Genomic DNA, 19,245 nt, shown 5'->3' with positions numbered 1-19,245 from the left:
TGGCGAGCGGGCAAGGGGGAGAGACGCATGGGCGATTGGACGAAGCTGCTAGTCGGCGTGATGCTGGCCTCCGCTATGCCTGGAGCCGCCCGCGCGGCTTGGTATCAGGCGCGGACCCAGCATTTCACGGTATATGCCGAAGGCAATGACCAGAAACTTCGCGGTTTCGCCGAGCGGCTCGAGAAGTTCGACTATCTGCTGCGGAAGCTTACCGGCGTCGATGATCCGCAAGCGGGCGCACCGGTGAAAGTGTTTCTGCTGTCGAGCGAAGACAAGGTGAAGAAGCTCGCACTCAATCCCAACATCGCCGGCTTTTACTCCACGTCCGACCGCAACGCTTTTGCGGTGCTTTCGCGCGAGGCAAAAAATGGCGAGTTCGATTTCGGCGCGGAAGAGGTGCTCTTTCACGAATATGCGCATCATTTCATGCTGCATCATTTGCCGGCAGCTTACCCCGCTTGGTATGTCGAGGGCTTTGCGGAATTCTTTTCCGTCGTGAAATTTCCGCGGGACGGGTCGATCCAGTTCGGCAATGTGCCGATGGCTCGCGTGCCAGGTCTGGTTCTGGCGTCGCCCTATCCGGTGAAAAACCTGTTCGCGCGCGACGCCGATGGTCTCAGCCTGCGTGATGGTGACCGCTACTACGGTACGGCTTGGCTACTGACCCATTATTATCAGTATAACAAGACCGGGCGGCGCCCGGAAATTCAGCGCTATCTTGATGACGTGGCCAAGGGCACGCCAAATTTGCAGCCGGACAGCTATTTTGCCGGAGGCCTCGACGGTCTTGAGAGGGATCTCAAGGCCTATATGCGTCACCGCCTGTCCGCGTCGAAATTTACCAGCAACGAAATGAAGATCGGCGCGATTGACGTGCAGCCGGTTGAGGCTTCGCAAGGCGCGCTGATCGAGGACGAACTTCGCCTGATCGACCGGCCGCGCAGTGAAGACTTGCCCGGCATCGTCACCGCCATTCGCGCCGCAGCCGCGCGCTATCCGTCCAGCCCCTATGCGCTCGCGCTGCTGGCGGAGGCGGAATGGGCGGCCGAGCAGAAGGACGCTGCACTTGCAGACGCAGACCGAGCCATCGCGCTCGACCCCAAATCCGCCCGCGCGCAGGCCGTCCGCGCTGAAGCGCTGCTCGACAAGGCACAGGGCAGCGACAGGGCCGAGGACTGGAAGGCGGCGCTCACCGCCATCGTGCGCGCCAATCGCGCCGATACCGAAGATCCTGTGCCGCTCGCGCTCTTCTATCGCTATCACGCGATGCGGGGCGGCAAGATGCCCGACATCGGCTATGACGGGCTCTACAAGGCCCATATGCTGCTGCCGCAGAACCCCACCTATCGCATGAAACTCGCCCACGCTCTTTCGGTGCGTGGCGACTATGCGCAGGCATCTGCGCTACTCGATCCGATAGCCTATTCGCCGCACGGCTCCGACATGAGCGAGACGGCGCTCAGGCTGAAGGCGGATCTGGACGCGCAGGCGGCAGCGAAGGCGAAGGGAAATCCCGCACCCGCGCCATGACCGCCGCGCGCTGTGCGTCGGTCATGCTGCGCCAGTGTACGATCTCGGTCATGGTGCGGCCGCAGCCCGTGCAACTGTCTCGCTCGCTGTTCAACGCACAAAGATTGCGGCACGGCGTTTCCATCACATGAAGCTGTAGGGATCGACGTCCACCGCGACGCGCGTGCCCGATTTCCAGGCGATATTGCCGAGCCACTCGCGGATCGCGCCCTGCACGTCCACCTGCCGGCCGGCGTGGATCAGCAGCCTGTGGCGGTGCCGCCCGCGCAGCACGGCGAGAGGAGCGGGCGCGGGGCCATAGACGCGCATCCCCTCGATCGCCGGCGCGGACTTGCCGATCAGGCGCGCGGTCTGTGCGGCCTCGTCGGCATCTTCGCTCGACACGATGATCGCGGCGAACCGGCCGAAGGGCGGGGCGTTGGCGCGCCGCCGGTTCTCCGTCTCGACCTCGTAGAATCGCTCCGTATCCCCGTCGATCAGCGCCTTGATGACCTCGCTCTCGGGCATCCGCGTCTGGATATACACCCGCCCTGGTTTCTGCCCGCGCCCGGCGCGCCCGGCGACCTGCACGATCTGCTGGAAGGTTCGCTCCGCCGCGCGCAGGTCGCCGCCCTCCAGTCCCAGGTCCGCGTCGATCACGCCCACCAAAGTCAGGTTGGGGAAATGGTATCCCTTCGTCACCAGCTGCGTGCCGATGATGATGTCGACATCGCCGGCCTCCACCGACTTCACGAAGTCCGCGACCTTGGCCGGCGACCAGAGCGTGTCGGAGGTGACGATGGCGGTACGCGCGTCGGGCCATAGCGCCTTCACCTCGTCCGCAATTCGCTCGACGCCGGGACCGCAGGCGACGAGGCTGTCGTCCTCCTTGCATTCCGGGCAAAAGCGCGGCGCGGGGATCACGTGGCCGCAATGGTGGCAGGCGAGGCGGTGGGTCAGCCGATGCTCGACCATCCAGGCGGTGCAGTTGGGGCACTGAAAGCGATAGCCGCAATGGCGGCACAAGGTCAGCGGCGCATAGCCCCGCCGGTTGAGGAACAGCAGGCTTTGTTCGCCCTTCGCCCGCGTTTCGTCGATCGCCGCCACCAGCTCCGGCGCGATCCAGCGGCCTCGTTCGGGCGGATCGGTCAGCAGATTGATGCCGTGGATGTCAGGCATCTCCGCCCCGCCATAGCGCGAGGGCAGCTTGATCTCGGCATAGCGGCCGAGGTCCACCTGATGCCGCGTCTCGATCGCCGGGGTGGCGGACGCCAGGATGACCGGGAACTTCTCGATCAGGCCGCGCATCACCGCCACGTCGCGCGCGTGATAATGGACGCCGTCCTCCTGCTTGAAGCTCGCCTCATGCGCCTCGTCCACGACGATGAGGCCAAGGTTCGGGTAGGGCAGGAACAGCGCCGATCGCGCGCCCACCACCACCTGCGCCTGCCCGCTGGCGATGGCGCGCCACGCCCGACGCCGCTCGCTCTGTCGCAGCCCGCTGTGCCAGTTCACCGGGATCGTCCCGAACCGCTTCTCGAACCGCTCCAGGAACGGCTCGGTCAGCGCGATCTCGGGCAGCAGGACCAGAACCTGCCGCCCGGCGCGGATCGCCGCGGCGATCGCCTCGAAATAGACCTCGGTCTTGCCCGATCCGGTCACGCCGTCGAGCAGGAAGGGCGCGAAGTCGTGGGCGCACACCGCATCCGCCATCTGGGTCGCGGCGGCGCTTTGCGCTTCCGACAGGGCAGGTGGCGCATGGTCGGGATCGGGCATGGGGAAAGGCGTGTCAACGCTCACCTCCACCGCCTCGAAAATATCCTGCTTGATGAGACCGCGTATCACCGCGTCGCTAACCCCGCCGATCATGGCCAGCTCGCGGATCAGCCCCTGCCGCTCGCCGATCCGCTCCAGCGCCTGCGCGCGCTGCTCGGTCATCCGCTCGGGAACCGCCCCGGTGGCCTTATATTCGATCACCGTCCGCGCGCCCTCCAGCGCCGACATGGACGACAGCGCCATGCGGAGCACGGCGGCGGGCGGCGAGAGATAATAGTCAGCCGTCCATTCGATCAGCCGCCGCAGCGGCTCCGGGATCGGCGGCGCGTCCACCACCTCCAGCAGGTTGCGCAGGCGATTGTCGCCCACGCTCTCCACATCGGGGAAGCGATCCTCCTCCCAAACCACGCCGATCAACTGACGCGGCCCAAGCGGCGCGACGACGATGCTGCCCGGCTCCACCCGCATCCCGTGCGGGACGCGATAGTCGAGCGGGCCGAGGGCGGCGTTCAGGAGGAGGACACGGGCGCGGGACATTTGCCGCCCCATGTAGGACATGGGGGGCGGGGGACGCTATAGGCAGCGCCAACGAATCACTTTGCCGTCAGGGGACCGCGCCATGAAATTCTTCGTCGACACCGCCGACATCGCCGAAATCCGCGAGTTGGAGGCGACCGGCCTGCTCGACGGCGTCACCACCAACCCGACCCTGATCCATAAGTCGGGCCGCAAGTTCCTGGAGGTGATCGAGGAAATCTGCGGCGTAGTGGATGGTCCGGTTTCGGCGGAAGTCGTCGCTCTCGACCATGAGACGATGATGAAGGAAGCGGAAATCCTGCGGAAGATCGCCGACAATGTCTGCATCAAGGTGCCTCTCACCATTGACGGCCTTAAGACCTGCAAGGCGCTGACCGGCGAGGGGACTCAGGTCAATGTCACGCTCTGCTTCTCCGCCAACCAGGCGCTGCTGGCGGCGAAGGCGGGCGCGACCTTCATCTCGCCCTTCGTCGGTCGCCATGACGATAACGGGTTTGACGGCCTTGCGCTGATCGAGGACATCCGCCTGATTTACGACAATTATAGCTTCAAGACCGAAATTCTTGCTGCCTCGCTGCGCCACCCGATCCACGTGCTGGATTGCGCTAAGATCGGCGCCGATGTCATCACCGCGCCGCCTTCGGTCATCAAGATGCTGTCGAAGCATGTGTTGACCGACAAGGGGCTTGAGGGCTTCGCTGCCGATTGGGCCAAGACGGGCCAGACGATCCTCTGACCTACGGCGCGCTCAGCGCTTGCGCGTGAGTTCCCGCATGGCCGCGTCGATCCCGGCGATGGTCAGCGGGAACATGCGGTCGTTCATAAGCTCGCGGATTATCTTGGTCGATTGGCTGTAGCTCCAATAGCCTTCCTGGGTCGGATTGAGCCACACCGTAGCAGGATAGGTGTGGGCAACGCGCTGGAGCCAGACGGCGCCCGGCTCCTCGTTCATATGCTCCACCGATCCACCCGGATGGCTGATCTCATAGGGACTCATCGCCGCGTCGCCGACGAAGATGACCTTGTAATCATGCCCATATTTGTGGAGAATGTCCCAGGTCGGCGTCCGCTCTGAAAAGCGGCGGCGATTATCCTTCCAGACGCCTTCGTAGAGGCAGTTGTGGAAGTAGAAGAATTCCATATTCTTGAACTCGCCGGTCGCGGCGGAAAATAATTCTTCCGTCAGTTTGATGAACGGGTCCATCGATCCGCCTACATCCAGAAAGAGCAGCAGCTTGACCGCATTATGCCGCTCGGGCCGCATTCGGATGTCGAGCCAGCCCTGCCGCGCCGTGCCCCGGATCGTCTCATCGAGGTCCAGTTCATCTGCCGCACCCTCGCGCGCGAACCGGCGCAACCGGCGCAGCGCCACCTTGATATTGCGCGTCCCCAGTTCCCGGCTGTTGTCCAGATTGGCGAATTCGCGCTTTTCCCAAACCTTGATCGCACGCTTGTGGCGGCTTTCTCCGCCGATCCGCACCCCTTCGGGATTATAGCCGCCATTGCCAAACGGCGATGTGCCGCCGGTGCCGATCCATTTGTTGCCGCCCTGGTGCCGCTCTTTCTGTTCTTCCAGACGCTTCCTGAGCGTTTCCATGATCTCGTCCCAGTCGCCGAGCGACTTGATCTTCTCCATCTCCTCGGGACTGAGAAATTTTTCTGCGACAAGGCGCAGCCATTCATCGGGTATCTCGACGTCGATTCCCTCTCCGCCGATCACGCCCTTGAACACCTTGGCGAACACCTGGTCGAAGCGGTCGAGCAGCCCTTCGTCCTTCACATAGGTGGCGCGGGCGAGATAATAGAAATCCTCCGGCCGCCGGGCGATCACTTCGTGGTCGAGCGCTTCGAGCAGCAGCAGATGTTCCTTGATCCCCGCCGGGATACCGGCGGCGCGCAGCGCGTCGAGGAAGTTGAGCAACATGGCGCCGATTGTCGACCAGCATCGCCACGGATGCAAGCCACGCCGGTTGTCCGAATATTAAGTGTTGCAGTGCATGGTTAATACGTCACTATCCGCGTGACGGGGCAGCGGCGGGGCGAGCTTGGAAAACAGGGATTTGCTGGCGGACTTGGGGGAACGGTCCGGCGACATCGCATTGCAGTGCAGCGAAACGGCTGGCTATCTCAGCGAGCTTAACCGCCGGATTCAGGGCGACCGCGCGCATCTGGACGAATTGCAGGCGCATATGGATCGGCTGGCCGCCAGTCAGGCGGAAAGCGTCGCGGCGGCGCAGGAATTGAATCTCACAGCCCGCCGCGCCGGCCGCATCATCGCCGAAGGGCATGATGTCGTCGGCCTGTCGATCAACGAAATCGCCGGGCTGGTCGATCATGTGACGGGGCTGGAGGGGCATCTGCGCCAGTTTCTGTCGGTCATCGAGGCAGTCGGCGGCATATCCGACCAGCTGAGCGCCATCGCCCGCCAGACGCGCCTGCTGGGCGTCAACGCGGCGATCGAGGCAGCGCGCGGCGGCGAGGCGACGCAGGGTTTCGCCGTGGTCGCCGACGAAATCCGGCGGCTGGCGGGGCAGGCGGGCGATTATGCCGCCTCGGTCGGGGACAAGCTCGTCCAGCTCGATCAGGACGCCCGCACGCTGATCGGCGGAGTCGAATCGAACATCGTGCGCGGTCGCGACGTCGGCACCCATATCGACCGATTGCGGCTCAGCATGACGGAAATAGCCTCGCTCGTGTCCCAGTTCAGCGACCGGTCGCAGGCCATCGTATCCTGCACCGATGCAGCCGATGGCGACATTGCGGCATTGCGGCACGGGCTGGGCAGCTTCAGCCGCTCGGCGAATGAGAGCGCGACGCGGGTCGACGGCGCGCGCCGGCAGCTCGAACAACTGGAGGGCATGGCGAACGCGATGCTCAACGGGTCGGCGCACGGGCAGCAGAAAACGCGCAACAGCCGCTATATCGCGCTGGCCGAAGAGGGCGCGGCGGAGGTTGGGGCCGTGATCACGCAGGCGCTGGCGGAAGGGGCGCTGACGCTCGACGCTCTATTCGACACCGATTATCGCCCGATCGGCGGTGCTGACCCTGTGCAATATCTGAACGACTTCACCGCCTTTGCCGACCGGCGGATTCAGCCGCTGCTTGATCGTCACACGGCGCAGGATGCGGCAGTGGTGGGATGCTGCGTCATCGACATGAACGGCTATCTCCCGACCCATATCACCCCCCGGTCACAGCCGCAGCGGCCTGGCCAGTCGGTCTGGAATATGGAGCATGCGCGCAACCGGCAGATTTTCATGGACAGTCAGACCCGCCGCGCTTTGGACGGAGAGGGCGATTTCTTCCTCTTCACCTACCGGCAGGATCTGGGCGAGGGGCGTTATCGGGCGCTGCGCAGCGTGTTCGTGCCGCTGATGTTCGCCGGGCGGCGCTGGGGACTGTACGAGGTCGGCTATCTGATCTGATCGTCGCGGCTGATGCCGTGCACCAGCGACACGAGCACGAAAGAGATGATCATCAGCAGATACCAACTGCCGAGCTTGGCGATGCTCACCATCTGCCAGCCATGGCGCTGGTCCGGGTAGGTCCAGGCATTGGCGAAGGTGCCGATATTCTCCGCGAACCAGATGAACAGCGCGACCAGGAAGAAGCCGACGAGCAGTGGCATCCGGCGCGGGTGCCGCCAAGGCGTGTAAATGACCCAGGTCCGGCCGAACAGCAGGATCGCCGCTCCGAACAGCGCCACCCTTATGTCGGGGAACCAGTGATGGGCGAAGAAATTGACGTAGATGGCGGCCGTGAGCAGGATCGTCATCCAGACCGGCGGGTAATGGGCGAAGCGGAAGCCAAAGATGCGCCAGATGCGGGCGATATAGCTGCCCACCGCCCCATACATGAAGCCCGAGAAGAGTGGCACCGCCCCGAGATGCAGCAGGCTTTGTTCGGGGTAGATCCAGGAGCCGGACTGCGTCTTGAACAATTCCATGATCGTGCCTATGACATGGAAAGCGAAGACCACCTTCGCTTCCGCCCAGCTTTCGAGCCGGCAAGCCAGCATCGCCGCCTGAATGGTGAGCGCCGCGATCGTCAGGAAATCATAGCGGTGCAACGACACATCGGATGGGTAGAAAAGATGCGTCGCCAGTAACAGCGCCAGCATCAGCCCGCCGAACAGGCATGCCCACCCCTGCTTGAAGCCGAACAGCAGGAACTCGAATGCCCATGCCTGCGGCCCTGGCGTGACATGTAGTCCCTCCAACCGTGCGCGAATGCGCGCAAAGCGGGTCGCCCCGTGTCTTCGGCTCACGCGGGGGTTGGCGCCTGCGCCGGTGATTCGACCGCATTTTTATCCCGGCGAAAGGGCAAGATGATCGCTTCCCAAACCGACCGAACTTCGTGCTGACCATCGACGCCGGTAGGGGGGAACTCGCCAGGGGCGGGGTGATGATAGGTTCCGAACAGCCGATCCCACACGGGAAAGAAGGCCGCGAAGTTGCGGTCGTGATGCATTTTGAGGCGGCTGTGGTGAATGCGGTGAACCTGCGGCCCGGCAACCAGCAGGCTGGCCCAGCCGAATTCGAAACGCAGATTGGCGTGGATGAAGGCGGTCCAGAAGGTGACGACCACCGCGATAAAGCCGGCATGGACAGGCAGGTTGAACAGGAAGGCCATGGGCAGGAAGATGGTCGCGGTGCGGCCGATCTCCTCCAGCCAGTGCACCCGCATGTTTGTCGACACCCCCAGCGTCTCGTCCATATGGTGAAGGCTGTGAATACGCCACAGCGGCCTCCAGCTATGCTGCCAGCGGTGCCACCAATAATAGAAGAAGTCCCAAATAAAAATCGTGAGGATGCAGCCGCCGATCATCGCGACTAAGCCCGCCGGATAAACGAAAGGCGCGGCATCCCACAGCGCCCCTCCGCCATAATGGCGAGCCTCGGCCACCAACGCCTTTATCCAGACGCCAAGCATCGTGGGGATGCTGAGATAAACCAGCATCAGCCGGAGGTTGAGCCACCATCCCTGCGCCGACTTCAGTGGCCCGGCGGGAACCAGCCGCTCAAGGATGCCGAAGAAAAGAAAGGGCAGGAGCAGCGGAGCCAGAGCCTTCGCCACAAAGAAGAAGCCTTCAATCCCGGTATTAACGCTCGGCATTGGCTCCTCGGCGCTGTTGCGCGGCGCTGTCTAGCACCCGGCGCGGCCTTTGTCGCGCCGGTTTTTGCGTCAGCGCGGCGCGGCAGCGGTGTATCGGCTGACCGTGACTTGGCCGCTTGCGGCATATTCGGCCGTGGCCTGCGCCTGTGCCGTCTGCGGGTCTTTGCCGTCGATGATCGCGGCGATCTGACTTGGGCTCGGCACCTTGTCATAGGTGCCGTAAAGATCGGTCTGTCCGACCATGTGGATGGCAAGGCTGTAGCCGCGTCCGTTAGCGGTAGGGTCGAAGGCCAGGACAGTGCCACTGTCATCGACTGGCACGATCACCGCGCCGTCACCGCGCCCCGTCTGCTGGAGCATGTCGAACCGTCCTTCGCCACTCGCTACCGTCCCGCGAATGCACAGGCTGTTCTTGCCGTCGCGCGGGATGCGTGGTTCCTGCGCGGCTGCCGATGCCGCTATTTTGCTAAGCCGGGCTTCGCCGCGATCCGTGCTTGGGCAGGCGGCGAAGCTGGCAGGGGCGGCGGTATGGAGCGACGCCCTATCATCGAACGCCAACCGCGCCAGCATCCCATCGAGCCCGGCGAGGACCTCCGCCCGGCGTTCGGTCGGCCCGGTCACCCGCAGCTTGACGATCCAGCGACCGGCATGGACGAAGCCCGCCGCCGTGGTCAGCGCGCCGTCGGCTGCATCGTCATAGACCGCGCGGATGGCGCGTCCCGGCTGGCCGGCCGCTGGCGCGCTCTCATAAGCGGTGCGGCGGGTTTTCGCCCCGAACCGCTCCATCACCGCCTTGTCAGTCATGTAGGCCGCCAGCGACGCATCGGCATAGGTCGGCATATACACGTAGAAGGTCGCCTGGATTGCGCCATCTTCCGAAAGATATTGCGCGTAATTGTCGACCGCCCGCCCACCATTGGAGGCTTCGCCGCTCTTGCTCAGCGACAGGCCTGCCACCGTCTGCGGCAGCGAAACGCCGGCCCCATTGGCGCGAATCATGGTGTCGCTCGGCGTCCACGCCTCTGCATCCCCGGCCGCCTGCGCCAGCGATGGCGCCGCAAGGTCGAGGAGGGCAAAAAGCAGGATCAAGGCGCGCTTCAGCATCGGCATCCCTCTCCAGATCAGACCGTCTTGGCGCGGCCTTGAACTATGAGAGGGAGGCTATCGCCTAAACCGGCGCGCGCAAGCGGCTTTTCAGCCGACCGGCGGAATTTGCGCGGGATAATGCGGCAGATCGGGGTCGAGATGCGCCCATTCCGGCGCGGCGCTGGTCCAGATGATTGCCTGCGGACCGATCAGCGACGGGTCGTCGAGCGCGCCTGCGCGGATGAAAGTCAGGTGCGGACGCGATTCGGCGAGGCTGAAGACAGGCGTCCCGCATTCCGGGCAGAAGCCGCGCCGCATCGGCGTGCCACTGTCAGCGGTGCTGGCATGCCAGCTCAGCTTGCCATCCATCGTCACCTTGTCGGAGGGAAAGGCGACATTCACCGTTGCCGATCCGCCGCCAAGATATTGGCACAGCCGACACCAGCACATGCGCGCGGCAATCGGATCAGCATCAATGGTGATGCGGACCTGGCCACAGAGACATCCTGCCATATGGGCCATCCGTCAGCGCCCCTGTCGGCGCGCCATGAAGGCGAGGCGCTCGAACATCATGACATCCTGCTCATTCTTGAGCAGCGCGCCGTGCAACGGTGGGATCGCCTTGGCGGGGTCGCTGTTCTGGAGCACGTCCAGCGGCATGTCCTCGTTCAGCAGCAGTTTAAGCCAGTCGAGCAGTTCCGACGTGCTCGGCTTCTTCTTGAGGCCCGGCACGTCCCGGATCTCGTAGAATATGTCCATCGCACGCGACACGAGGATCTTCTGGATGCCCGGAAAATGGACCGAAACGATCCGCTCCATCGTCTCGCGGTCGGGGAATTTGATATAATGGAAGAAGCATCGGCGCAGGAAAGCGTCGGGCAGCTCCTTCTCGTTGTTGGAGGTGATGACGACCACTGGCCGTTCCGCCGCCGCGATCGTCTCGCCCGTTTCATAGACGTGGAAGGTCATGCGATCGAGTTCCTGCAACAGGTCGTTGGGGAATTCGATGTCGGCCTTGTCGATTTCGTCGATCAGCAGGACGGGAAGGCGCGGCGAGGTGAACGCCTCCCACAATTTGCCCTTGCGGATATAGTTGGAAATATCGTGGACGCGCGGATCGCCGAGCTGCCCGTCGCGCAGCCGAGCGACGGCGTCATATTCGTAGAGCCCCTGATGTGCCTTCGTCGTGGATTTGACGTTCCATTCGATCAGGGGGGCGTTCAGCGCATGGGCAATTTCCTGCGCCAGGACCGTCTTGCCGGTGCCCGGTTCGCCCTTCACCAGCAGCGGGCGGCGCAGCAGCACGGCGGCGTTGACCGCGACCTTCAGGTCGTCAGTGGCGACATAATCCTGCGTGCCTTCAAAGCGCATATTCGCTAGTCCACTCCGTTGCCGATGGCAACCGGACTAGGGAAAGCGGCGGAGTGGCGCAATAACGAAAGGGTTTAGCCCTGCCTGGCGCGCAGGTCGGCGCGGGCGGCGAGCAGATCCCAGAGGCCGCGATGCTGGTTCAGAAGCTGACGCGCGCCGAACTGGATCGCGCGATCGATGGCGTCGTCTCCGCCCACCGCGCGCGCCACCGCCAGCGTGGCGGCGCGGTCGGGCAGGGTGCAGGTCTGCGGCTCCAGCCCTGCGCGGATCGCCGCCATGTCGAGCACATGGCGCACCGCGCGCCAGTCGAGCACCAGCGCCATCGCCGCGCCCATGGCGCAACCGCGCCGGTCCGACTGGGCCAGCATGTCGAGCGCGTGGCGCTGCTGGCTGACCACCGTCTCGCAATCGGCCTGACCTGCAGTGCTGGGAGCGGGGCCGGCCGCAACAGTTACCTGCGTCAGATAGGACCGCTCGCGTGCAAAGCCGTCCGCCGCCTCGATCAGCCACTGACGCGCATCATTGTCGGCGGATCGGGTTGCGGCGTGGTCGATAACGCCTGGATGCCGCCCATGGAGCAGGCAAAGATAATAGGCCGCGTCGGCCAGATCGGCCAGCGACAGCAGCGCTTCGCGCGATACGCCGGTGCTGGCCCGGGTGGCGTAGGCGTGCGCGGCAGTGCCGTCAGCGGCGACCAGTGCCTCCAATATGCGCGCGATGTCGCCGAACTGATATCGCGGTGCCGCTTCACTCATGCCGAACCCCTGTGCTGCCCCACGCAAGCGGGGTTTAGGCGGCACCATAGGCGGTCTGAGTAAACGTCCGGTGTATAAATGCTGATCGGGCGGCCGTGTAAGCCGCGCTTTTGCGTCGAGCTTGGTTAATTTGGCTTTACCGGTTTGAATTATTCCGCCGATCGCATGAAGCTGCCGTTAGCGATTCTGCTGCGACTGCCGCTGCGCCGCGTTGTGACGGTGCAGTCATCGATCCCCCGCCCGCCCGGAAGGCAGCATGGCCGAAATGTGGTTTGGGGTTTTGCCTAAGCTTGTTTGCTTGGTGCGCAAGGCCCGAAACGTCGCATTTCCGTCACATATGGTGCGGAGTTGTAACATTGCGGCGCTAAGGATTCGTTCCCGAGGATAGAGTATTCCGGGGAACGCATCATGAATGCCATCACGCGCCTGCCCTTCCTGGCGGACATGGACGAAGGTGCCGATGACAGGCTCCACATTCCCGAGCGGGAAGGGCAACGGCGGCGTTTTCGCACGATCTGGATTTCGGACATCCATCTGGGCACGCGCGGATGCAACGCGGCGATGCTGATCGATTTTCTCGACAGCGTCGATAGCGACACCATGTATCTGGTCGGCGACATCATCGACGGATGGCGGCTGAAGAAGCGTTTCTACTGGCCGCAGACGCATAATGACGTGGTGTGGCGAGTGATGAAGCGGGCGAAGCGCGGCACGCGCGTCGTCTATATTCCCGGCAATCATGACGAGATGTTCCGCCAGTTTACCGGGATGAGCTTTGGCGGGGTCGAGATTAGGCGCAAGGCGATCCATGTCACCGCCGATGATCGCAAGCTGCTGGTGCTGCATGGCGACGAGTTCGACACGATCATGCTGGCGCACCGCTGGCTCGCCTTCGTGGGCGACGCGGCCTATACGATGATGATGCGCCTCAACGTCGCTGTAAACGCGGTGCGGCAGCGCATGGGGCTTCCCTACTGGTCGCTGAGCAAGATGGCCAAGCACAAGGTCAAGAACGCGGTCGAATTCATTTCCAAGTTCGAGGATGTGGTGGCGCACGAGGCGGCGATGCGCGGCGTCGATGGCGTGGTGTGCGGCCATATCCACAATGCCGAGATGCGCCAGATCGCCGGGGTCGATTATTATAATGACGGGGACTGGGTGGAGGGCTGCACCGCGCTGGTCGAGCATTTCGACGGGCGCATGGAAGTGCTGCACTGGGCCGACGAGATCGCCAAGCGGGACAAGGTGGAAGAGCCGGCCCGGATCGCGGCATAAACTTTCCGTCACCCAGAGCTTGCCCCGGAGGCGCGCTGCTTCCCTCGTGGCACGAAGGAAGCGGGACCCCGGATCAAGTCCGGGGTGACGGTGGAAATGAATTGAAGGACTGAACCGATGCGCATCGCCATCGTCACCGACGCCTGGAGCCCGCAGGTCAATGGCGTGGTGCGCACGCTCCAGACGATCCGGGCGGAGGTGGAGCGGATGGGGCATGTGGTGCAGGTGATCTCGCCCGACCTCTATGGCTCCATTCCCTGCCCGACCTATCCTGAAATACGGCTGGCGCTGGTGCGGCCGGCGGTGGTGGGGCAGGCGATCGCTGCATTCCGGCCCGATGCGGTGCATCTGGCCACCGAAGGGCCGCTTTGCCTGGCCGCGCGGCGCTGGTGCCTGCGAGGGAAAGTGCCGTTCACGACAGCCTATCACACCCATTTCCCGGACTATGTGGCGCAGCGCACCGGGCTGCCCGCTGCCTGGTTCTGGCGCTATATACGTTGGTTCCATGGGCCGGCGCAGGCGGTACTGGTGTCGACGCGGTCGGTGCGAGAGCAGTTGCGCGCCCATGGCCTGCCCAACGTGCGACCATGGGGCCGGGGGGTGGACCTGAGCGCCTTCACGCCTGACGCGACACCGCCGGAGGTCTTCGCCGGCCTGCCGCGCCCGATCATGCTTTATGTCGGCCGGGTAGCGGTAGAGAAGAATCTGGAGGCGTTCCTGGCGACCGACCATCCTGGGACCAAGGTGGTGGTGGGAGACGGGCCCGCGCGTGCCGCGTTGGAGCGGGCTTATCCGCAAGCGCGGTTCCTGGGGTCGATGTTCGGCACGGAGTTGGCGGGGGCCTATGCAGGGGCGGACGTGTTCGTCTTTCCCAGCCGCACCGATACCTTCGGACTGGTGATGATCGAGGCGCTGGCGTGCGGCACGCCGGTTGCCGCCTATCCGGTCTCGGGGCCGGTGGACATCGTCACGGCAGAGACGGGCGCTCTGTCCGAGCAACTCGGCGGGGCGATCGGCGCGGCGTTGGCGAAGGATCGCGCGGCATGCGCTGCATATGGCCGTAGCTTCAGTTGGGAGCGCAGCGCGCAGGAATTCCTGTCCGGTCTGCATGCGATAAATCCTGAGGTGATGGACAGCGCCGCCTGACGCTTTTTCTTGCCGGAAAGGCGGGGATGGACTATCTCAGCAGCGTCACGGCCGCCCTGCTTGGGCGGCCCTTATCGTTTTTACGCCGGAGAGGTCCCTGTGTCCCAGCCCCTGATGCCCCATGCCACCGCCAGCTGGCTGGTCGACAATACCGCGCTCAGCTTCGACCAGATCGCGGAATTCTGCGGGCTTCACATCCTTGAAGTGCAGGCGATCGCCGATGATACCGCCGGCACCAAATATACCGGCCGCGATCCGGTGCGCGCGCACGAAATCACAATGGAAGAAATCCACAAGGGTGAAGCGAACCCGGATTACAAGCTCAAGATGCTGAAAGGCCCCGAGCCTGTCCGCCGCACAAAGGGGCCGCGCTACACGCCGGTCAGCAAGCGGCAGGACAAGCCAGACGGCATCGCCTGGATTCTGCGTAACCATCCCGAAGTGTCCGATGGCGCGATCGGGAAACTGATCGGCACCACGCGCACGACCATTGCCGCGATCCGCGACCGGACGCACTGGAACATCAGCAACATCACTCCGAAAGACCCGGTGACGCTCGGCCTCTGCTCGCAGCGCGAGCTGGATGCTCTGGTGGCGAAGGCGGCGAAGAAGGCGGGGATCGAGGCACCGACCGATTCGCGACTGGACGGCGACCGCGAGGCGCTGATCGAGGAACTGCGGCGCGAGCGCGAGGACAATGCCCGGCGGGCTGAAGAGGCGCTGAAGGGCGAGTCCGAATTTATTTCCGGCGCGGCAACCATTCTCGATCCGTTCAGGAGCAGCAACAGCGACGCTTGATGCCGTAGCGTTATCGCGGACACCGCCAATAGGCCGCAACAAAGCGGCAATTATTAAGGGGCCGGGCCAGCAGATGGCACGGCCCCTTCGCTTTGCTTGACGCTTGCGTAAAGCACCAAGCCTTCATAGACTTCACCCATGGAGAGCATAGAAAAAATCTGGAGAGAGCGGTACCAGCACCCGACGGCCTGGGACCAGACATTCCCCCCTTTGTCGATGGGCGAAATGGTGAGCGCGAGCGCGGCCGCCCACCCTAACGCTCATATGATCGACTTTATGGGCCGGAAGTTCAGCTATGGCGACATGATGGCGCAAATCCGCCGCATTGCCTGCGGATTGCAGAGCATGGGCGTGAAGAAGGGCGACCGGGTCGGCCTTTATCTGCCCAACACGCCGCATTATGTCGCGGCCTATTATGGCGCGCTGATGGCCGGTGCCATCGTCGTAAACTTCTCGCCACTCTATACCGCCGCAGAGCTGGAGCATCAGGTAGAGGACAGCGGGACTAAGATTCTCTTCACTCTGTCGGCCAAGGCGCTACTGCCTACCGCACTCAAGGTGCTGAACGAAAGCAGTCTCCAAAAGCTGGTCGTGGGATCGGTGGCCGAGGTGCTCTCGCCCGTCAAATCGCTGCTGTTCCGTTGGTTCAAGGCGAGCGAGAGCGTTCCAATACCGGACGATCCGCGGGTGCTGCGCTACGACGCGCTGATCGCCAATGCCGGCGATTGCGTGGTGGCGGACATCGACCCGGTCAACGACGTCGCGCTGCTGCAATATACCGGCGGGACGACCGGCACGCCCAAGGGCGCGATGCTGACTCACCAGAATCTCACCGCCAATGCGCGGCAGGCGCAGGCGATCGATCCCCATCAGCATGAGCCGGACCGCATCATCGCGGTGCTGCCCTTCTTCCATGTGTTCGCCAATACCTGCACGCTCAACCGCACGGTGGTGAACGGGGGCGAAATGGTCATGCTGCCGCGCTTCGACGCGGCGCAGGTGCTGGCCGCCGTGCAGCGGGTCAAGGCGACCTCCTTGCCCGGTGTGCCGACCATGTTTCAAGCATTGCTCGATCATCCGGCGATCCGCAACATCGACTTCTCCTCGCTGCGCGCGTGCATTTCAGGCGGCGCGCCGCTGCCGATCGAACTCAAGCAAAGGTTCGAGGCGGCCACGGGGGCGCAACTGATCGAAGGCTATGGCCTCACCGAAACCAGCCCGATCGTGTGCACCAATCCCTATGAGGGTCTGAACAAGAGCGGCACGGTAGGCCAGCCGGTGCCTGGGACGCGCGTCAAACTGGTGGATCGCGAAGACCCCACGAAGCCGCCGCCGGACGGCGAGCCGGGCGAGCTGCTGTTCGCCGGGCCGCAGATCATGAAGGGCTATTGGAACCGGCCAGATGCCGACGCCGAGGTGTTCATCGGCGAATATGTCCGCACCGGCGACGTCGGCCTGATCGACGAGGACGGCTATGTGAAGATCGTTGATCGCCTGAAGGACATGATCGCCGTTGGCGGCTTCAAGGTGTTTCCGAGCCAGGTCGAGCAGGTTCTCTACCATCACCCGGCGGTCAAGGAGGCGCTGGTGATCGGCGTGCCCGATCGCTATCGCGGGGAACAGCCCAAGGCGTTCGTGACGCTGAACGAAGGCTTTGAGATCGACGGCGCGGCGCTCAAGGAATGGGTCAACCCGCAACTCGGCAAGCACGAGCGGGTGTGCGACGTGGAAGTGCGCCTCAACCTGCCCAAGACGCTTGTGGGCAAGTTGTCGCGCAAGGAACTGGTGGCGGAGGAGCGGGTCAAGGCGGAACTGCGCGCGCGTGAGGCTGGAACGGCGGCTTGAGCCTTCCTATCTCTGCGGTCAATCGAACGAAGGAATGACGATGGCGCAAGAGATCGCAACGCTGGCGGGTGGCTGCTTCTGGTGCACCGAGGCGGTGTATCAGAATTTGAGGGGCGTAAGCTCGGTCGAGAGCGGTTATATCGGCGGCGCGAAGCCGAACCCGACCTATGAGCAGGTCTGTTCGGGCAGCACAGGCCATGCCGAGGCAATCCGGGTGACCTTCGACCCCGATGTTATCTCCTATGCGGACCTGCTGGATATCTTCTTCGAGACGCATGACCCCACGACGCTCAATCGCCAAGGCAACGACATCGGCACGCAGTATCGATCGGCGATCTTCCCTCATTCACCGGAGCAGGAAGCGCAGGCGCGCGCCGGCATCGAGCGTGCGCAGGCAAACCAGAGCGCGCCGATCGTCACAGCGATCGAGCCGGATGCACCATGGTATCCGGCGGAGGATTATCACCAGAAATATTGGGAACGGGTCGGTGACCGGAATCCCTATTGCATGGCGGTGATCCCCCCCAAGCTGGCAAAGCTGCGGAAGGGATTTGCGGAGCGAATCGAGGGGTGACGGCTGCACTCTGACCCGATCCGCTGCGGCCGATCGGCGTTTTCAGTCCTTCTTCAATATGTCGAGCGCCAGCAGCGTCATCGCTTCGCTGGCGGTCGCGATGACGGCGTCGGCCTGGGGCGCCCAAAAGGGGCTGTGGAGCGAGGGAAGGGCGGTCTGGCCAGCCTGTGCCGCCGCCATCTTGTCCACAGGCACGCCGCCGACCCAGAAGATGAAGCTGCTGATGCCCTTGTCGGCGCGATAGAAGCGGCCGAAATCCTCGCCGCCCATGACGGCGGGGGTCTTGACGACACGGCCTTCGGGGAAGTTCGCCTTCAGCAGCGTCGCCATTTTCTCTGCGAATTCCGGCGGGTTGTAGGTGGAGGGGGTGAATTCGTCCTTGACGGTGACGACCGGCATCCGGTCCTCCGGCACGCCCGCTGCGATCGCCTCGCCGCGTGCGACGCGCCTGATGCCCTCGATCAGCTTCGTGCGGGTCTCGTCGGAATAGCTGCGGACGGTGAGCAGTAGCTTCGCTTCGTCGGGGATGATATTGTGCTTGGCCCCGCCCTGGAAGCTGCCGACGGTGACGACGGCGGGATCCTGCGGCTCCTGCTCGCGACTGACGAGGGTCTGGAGCGTCGTGACGATCCGCGCGCCCAGCACGATCGGGTCGCGGGTCGTCTGCGGATAGGCGCCATGGCCGCCTACGCCCTTCACCAGCACATCGACGCTGTCGACATTCGCCAGCGCATAGCCGGGTGTATAGCCGATCGTGCCGGCGGGCAGATTGGCCGCGTCGTGAAAGGCGATGGCGTGGGTCGGGCGTGGGAAGCGGGTATAGAGCCCGTCCTCCAGCATGTCGCGCGCCCCTTTGCCGACTTCCTCGGCGGGCTGGAGGATCATGACGAGCGTGCCCTTCCACCGGTCTTTCCACGCGGCGAGCAGGCGGGCAGTCTCGATGAAGGCGGTCATGTGCGTGTCATGACCGCAGGCGTGCATGACGCCGGTTTCGACGCCTTCGGGCGTCTTGGTGCGGACCTTCGACGCGAAATCGAGGCTGGTCTGCTCGACCACCGGCAGCCCATCCATATCGGCGCGGATGAGGAGGGTCGGGCCGGAGCCGTTCTTCATCACCGCGACGACGCCGGTGCCGCCGACCTTTTCCGTCACGTCATATTTGAGCGCCTTCAGCCTCTTGGCGAGCTTGGCGGCGGTGTTGACTTCCTGGAGGGAGAGTTCGGGATTGGCGTGGAGGTCGCGGTAGAGGGTCATGAGCCCGTCCATGTCCTTCGCCACGGCCGCGCCGATCTCGCTCTGAGGGGTCGGCGCTGGCGGCGGCGCGGAAGGCGGCGTTTGCGCGGCGGCGATGGACGATAGGCTGGCGGCGGCCAGAACGGCCGTGAGCGCGTGGCGCATGTTGCGGTGTCTCCCTTGCTGGCCGGGGAGCATAAGGGGATTTTGCAGGCGGGGAAGGGG

The 19,245-nt window shown here is 64.0% G+C and carries 18 protein-coding genes; 8 read left to right on the top strand and 10 right to left on the bottom strand.

What is annotated here, in order from left to right; all coding sequences use genetic code 11:
• Positions 1-27: 27 nt before the first annotated feature.
• Positions 28-1,530, top strand: a complete 1,503-nt coding sequence (locus ACETPF_RS16930) for a hypothetical protein (RefSeq protein WP_373935721.1) — start codon at positions 28-30, stop codon at positions 1,528-1,530.
• Here the strand turns inward: ACETPF_RS16930 and ACETPF_RS16925 are convergent.
• Entirely contained in the window at positions 1,460-1,654 is a 195-nt protein-coding gene (locus ACETPF_RS16925; protein WP_373935720.1) for a DUF1289 domain-containing protein, read from the bottom strand. The genes ACETPF_RS16930 and ACETPF_RS16925 overlap by 71 nt on opposite strands.
• Positions 1,654-3,822 carry a primosomal protein N' gene (locus tag ACETPF_RS16920; protein WP_373935719.1) on the bottom strand — a complete coding sequence of 723 codons (2,169 nt, stop codon included), beginning with the start codon at positions 3,820-3,822 and terminating at the stop codon, positions 1,654-1,656. Before ACETPF_RS16920 ends, ACETPF_RS16925 begins: the two co-directional genes overlap by 1 nt.
• An 82-nt stretch (positions 3,823-3,904) precedes the next feature.
• On the opposite strand from ACETPF_RS16920, the gene fsa reads away from it, so the two are divergent.
• Entirely contained in the window at positions 3,905-4,558 is a 654-nt protein-coding gene (fsa, locus tag ACETPF_RS16915) for a fructose-6-phosphate aldolase (RefSeq protein WP_373935718.1), read from the top strand.
• Between the two features lie 12 nt (positions 4,559-4,570).
• On the opposite strand, the gene ACETPF_RS16910 is transcribed toward fsa, so the two are convergent.
• The gene (locus ACETPF_RS16910) at positions 4,571-5,746 is read right to left on the bottom strand and encodes a vWA domain-containing protein (RefSeq protein WP_373935717.1); all 1,176 of its coding nucleotides are present in this window, start codon (positions 5,744-5,746) and stop codon (positions 4,571-4,573) included.
• Positions 5,747-5,882: 136 nt separating this feature from the next.
• On the opposite strand from ACETPF_RS16910, the gene ACETPF_RS16905 reads away from it, so the two are divergent.
• Positions 5,883-7,247 carry a methyl-accepting chemotaxis protein gene (locus ACETPF_RS16905; protein ID WP_373935745.1) on the top strand — a complete coding sequence of 455 codons (1,365 nt, stop codon included), beginning with the start codon at positions 5,883-5,885 and terminating at the stop codon, positions 7,245-7,247.
• Here ACETPF_RS16905 and ACETPF_RS16900 read toward each other — a convergent pair.
• From ACETPF_RS16900 to ACETPF_RS16875, 6 genes are all read right to left on the bottom strand, one after another.
• Positions 7,235-8,089: a DUF817 domain-containing protein gene (locus ACETPF_RS16900; protein ID WP_373935716.1), complete on the bottom strand. Its 855-nt coding sequence runs from the start codon at positions 8,087-8,089 to the stop codon at positions 7,235-7,237. The genes ACETPF_RS16905 and ACETPF_RS16900 overlap by 13 nt on opposite strands.
• Entirely contained in the window at positions 8,086-8,937 is an 852-nt protein-coding gene (locus tag ACETPF_RS16895; protein ID WP_373935715.1) for a sterol desaturase family protein, read from the bottom strand. The genes ACETPF_RS16900 and ACETPF_RS16895 overlap by 4 nt, the downstream gene beginning before the upstream one ends.
• Positions 8,938-9,006: 69 nt before the next feature.
• Entirely contained in the window at positions 9,007-10,041 is a 1,035-nt protein-coding gene (locus ACETPF_RS16890) for a hypothetical protein (protein WP_373935743.1), read from the bottom strand.
• Between the two features lie 90 nt (positions 10,042-10,131).
• Positions 10,132-10,545, bottom strand: coding sequence for a GFA family protein (locus tag ACETPF_RS16885; protein ID WP_373935714.1), 414 nt, complete (start codon positions 10,543-10,545; stop codon positions 10,132-10,134).
• A gap of 3 nt (positions 10,546-10,548) precedes the next feature.
• On the bottom strand, positions 10,549-11,394 hold the full coding sequence (locus ACETPF_RS16880; protein ID WP_373935713.1) for an AAA family ATPase: 846 nt from the start codon (positions 11,392-11,394) through the stop codon (positions 10,549-10,551).
• Positions 11,395-11,468: 74 nt separating this feature from the next.
• Entirely contained in the window at positions 11,469-12,149 is a 681-nt protein-coding gene (locus tag ACETPF_RS16875; RefSeq protein WP_373935712.1) for a DUF6975 family protein, read from the bottom strand.
• A gap of 408 nt (positions 12,150-12,557) precedes the next feature.
• Between ACETPF_RS16875 and ACETPF_RS16870 the strand changes: the two genes are divergently transcribed.
• From ACETPF_RS16870 to msrA, 5 genes are all read left to right on the top strand, one after another.
• The gene (locus ACETPF_RS16870; protein WP_373935711.1) at positions 12,558-13,424 is read left to right on the top strand and encodes a UDP-2,3-diacylglucosamine diphosphatase; all 867 of its coding nucleotides are present in this window, start codon (positions 12,558-12,560) and stop codon (positions 13,422-13,424) included.
• Between the two features lie 117 nt (positions 13,425-13,541).
• Complete coding sequence (locus ACETPF_RS16865; RefSeq protein ID WP_373935710.1) at positions 13,542-14,570, top strand: glycosyltransferase family 4 protein; 1,029 nt, start codon at positions 13,542-13,544, stop codon at positions 14,568-14,570.
• A 114-nt stretch (positions 14,571-14,684) separates the two neighbouring features.
• Positions 14,685-15,368, top strand: coding sequence for a DUF1013 domain-containing protein (locus ACETPF_RS16860; RefSeq protein ID WP_373935742.1), 684 nt, complete (start codon positions 14,685-14,687; stop codon positions 15,366-15,368).
• A gap of 138 nt (positions 15,369-15,506) precedes the next feature.
• Positions 15,507-17,213: a long-chain-fatty-acid--CoA ligase gene (locus ACETPF_RS16855; RefSeq protein ID WP_373935709.1), complete on the top strand. Its 1,707-nt coding sequence runs from the start codon at positions 15,507-15,509 to the stop codon at positions 17,211-17,213.
• A gap of 40 nt (positions 17,214-17,253) precedes the next feature.
• A complete protein-coding gene (gene msrA / locus ACETPF_RS16850) occupies positions 17,254-17,787 on the top strand; it encodes a peptide-methionine (S)-S-oxide reductase MsrA (RefSeq protein WP_373935708.1) in 534 nt (177 codons plus the stop codon).
• Between the two features lie 42 nt (positions 17,788-17,829).
• Here msrA and ACETPF_RS16845 read toward each other — a convergent pair whose 3' ends face one another.
• Positions 17,830-19,185, bottom strand: coding sequence for an amidohydrolase (locus tag ACETPF_RS16845; protein WP_373935707.1), 1,356 nt, complete (start codon positions 19,183-19,185; stop codon positions 17,830-17,832).
• Positions 19,186-19,245 lie beyond the last annotated feature (60 nt).

It is taken from the genome of Sphingobium agrisoli (assembly GCF_041877245.1).
GTDB lineage: Bacteria > Pseudomonadota > Alphaproteobacteria > Sphingomonadales > Sphingomonadaceae > Sphingobium.
The sequence above is the reverse complement of the archived record's forward strand: the minus strand, read 5'-3'. Positions and strand labels throughout refer to the sequence as shown.